Annotated in this window: 2 protein-coding genes; both read right to left on the bottom strand. The window is 32.5% G+C overall.

Going from position 1 to position 2,000, the window contains the following annotated elements; all coding sequences use genetic code 11:
* Window positions 1–26: 26 nt before the first annotated feature.
* Window positions 27–503 (bottom strand): low molecular weight protein-tyrosine-phosphatase, encoded by a 477-nt coding sequence (locus tag DIU01_RS10170; RefSeq protein ID WP_290834069.1) that lies wholly within the window; start codon window positions 501–503, stop codon window positions 27–29.
* A 42-nt stretch (window positions 504–545) separates the two neighbouring features.
* The gene (dnaA, locus tag DIU01_RS10165; RefSeq protein WP_035123876.1) at window positions 546–1,973 is read right to left on the bottom strand and encodes a chromosomal replication initiator protein DnaA; all 1,428 of its coding nucleotides are present in this window, start codon (window positions 1,971–1,973) and stop codon (window positions 546–548) included.
* Window positions 1,974–2,000 lie beyond the last annotated feature (27 nt).

The raw sequence follows: 2,000 nt of genomic DNA, 5'->3' as shown, positions 1-2,000 counted from the left end.
ATTTTATTAGAAAAAATAGCCGATATCTAAAAATTACAAGAATGTTTTTCTATTAATTTTTTTGCCAATAAATCGGTAGCTTCATCGAGCATCTCATAAACCATATCAAATCCGTTTTGTAAACCATAATACGGATCGGGAACATCAACATTATCTCCAGGGAAAAGTTCGTCAAGAATTCGACTTACTTTCTTTTTGTGATCTTCAGATTTAGCTAAAAAAAGCACATCATCATAATTGGAACCATCCATTACATATATATAATCGAATTCTTCAAAATGTTGTGGAGTGAAATGCTTTCCTTTTTGCGAAGAAATATCAAGTCCGTTTTTTTTAGCAGTGGCAATAGAACGAGAATCGGGTTGTTTTCCAACGTGCCAATTTCCTGTTCCAGCAGAATCTACTACGAATTTATCTTTGGGTAATTTAGATGCTAAGATGCCTTCTGCCAATGGTGATCGACAAATGTTACCTAAGCAAACCATCAAAATTTTAACAGACATACATGTATTGCTTTAAAATGCAAATGTAAAGATTACCACTAATTATAATGATAATTTTTTGTGAATATCTTCAACAAATTTTTTGAATTGCTTATCGGTTGCAACTAAATTATCAACGGTTTTACAAGCGTGCAAAACGGTTGCGTGATCTCGGTCTCCAATTTGCGAACCAATATTTGCCAATGATGCTTTTGTGAATTTCTTTGCAAAGAACATAGCTAGTTGTCTTGCTTGAACCACATGACGTTTTCTAGTTTTTGATTGTAAAGTATCTAAATCCAATTGGAAATAATCGGAAACTACTTTTTGGATGTAATCTATTGATATTTCGCGTTTTACATTTTTAACAAATTTCTCTACAATACTTTTTGCTAATTCTAATGTTACTTCTTTTTTGTTAAAAGACGATTGAGCAATCAACGAAATAATCGCGCCTTCTAATTCACGAACGTTCGATTTTATATTTTGAGCAACATATTCTATGATTTCGTTTGGCATTTCAACACCATCGCGATATAAAATATTATTCAAGATAGAAACTCTTGTTTCGTAATCTGGCTGATGTAATTCGGCAGATAAACCCCATTTGAAACGTGATAACAAACGTTGTTCAATGTCTTGCATGTCAACCGGAGCTTTGTCTGAAGTAAGAATTACTTGTTTTCCGTTTTGATGTAAGTAATTGAAAATGTGGAAGAATACATCTTGAGTTCCTGTTTTTCCTGATAAAAATTGAACGTCGTCAATGATTAACACATCGATCAATTGATAGAAATGGATAAAATCATTACGGTTGTTTTTCTTAACAGAATCTATATATTGTTGTGTGAATACTTCGGCAGAAATATACAACACGGTTTTTTCTGGATATTTATCTTTTATTTCAACTCCAATAGCGTGCGCTAAGTGAGTTTTTCCTAAACCAACACCACCAAAAATCAACAACGGATTAAATGAAGTTCCACCTGGTTTATTGGCAACAGCCATACCTGCAGAACGTGCTAATCTATTAGAATCACCTTCAAGGAAATTGTCAAAACTATAATTAGGATTTAATTGCGACTCAATTTTTAAATTTCTAATTCCAGGAATCACAAACGGATTTTTAAGTTCTGGATTTAGATTTTTAAATGGAGCATCTACATCTTGTGACTTAATTGGACCTCGATGAGCTGATGGCAATTGTTCCGTAAATGGTTGTTTATTGCCATAAGTGTTTTCCATTTTAATTTTATAGAGTAACTTTGCATTTTTTCCAAGTTCTTTGGTAAGGGCAACTTTTAGTAATTTTACATAGTGTTCCTCAAGCCATTCGTAAAAGAATTTACTAGGAACTTGAATGTATAATGCGTTATCAGTTAGTTCTACTGACTTAATAGGTTCAAACCAAGTTTTGTAGGCTTGCTCTTGAATATTGTCCTTTATAAAGGACAGACAGTTTTCCCATACTGATTGCGCAGTTTTGTTCATATATTCTTAAAAATTAATAATTTATCT

The organism is Flavobacterium sp. (assembly GCF_003525665.1).
In the GTDB taxonomy this organism is placed as follows: Bacteria; Bacteroidota; Bacteroidia; order Flavobacteriales; family Flavobacteriaceae; genus Flavobacterium.
The sequence above is the reverse complement of the archived record's forward strand: the minus strand, read 5'-3'. Positions and strand labels throughout refer to the sequence as shown.

Excerpts from the sequence above, each read along its gene's own strand:
- DIU01_RS10170 (WP_290834069.1), bottom strand. The coding sequence starts at position 503 with ATGTCTGTTAAAATTTTGATGGTTTGCTTAGGTAACATTTGTCGATCA.
- dnaA (WP_035123876.1), bottom strand. The coding sequence starts at position 1,973 with ATGAACAAAACTGCGCAATCAGTATGGGAAAACTGTCTGTCCTTTATA.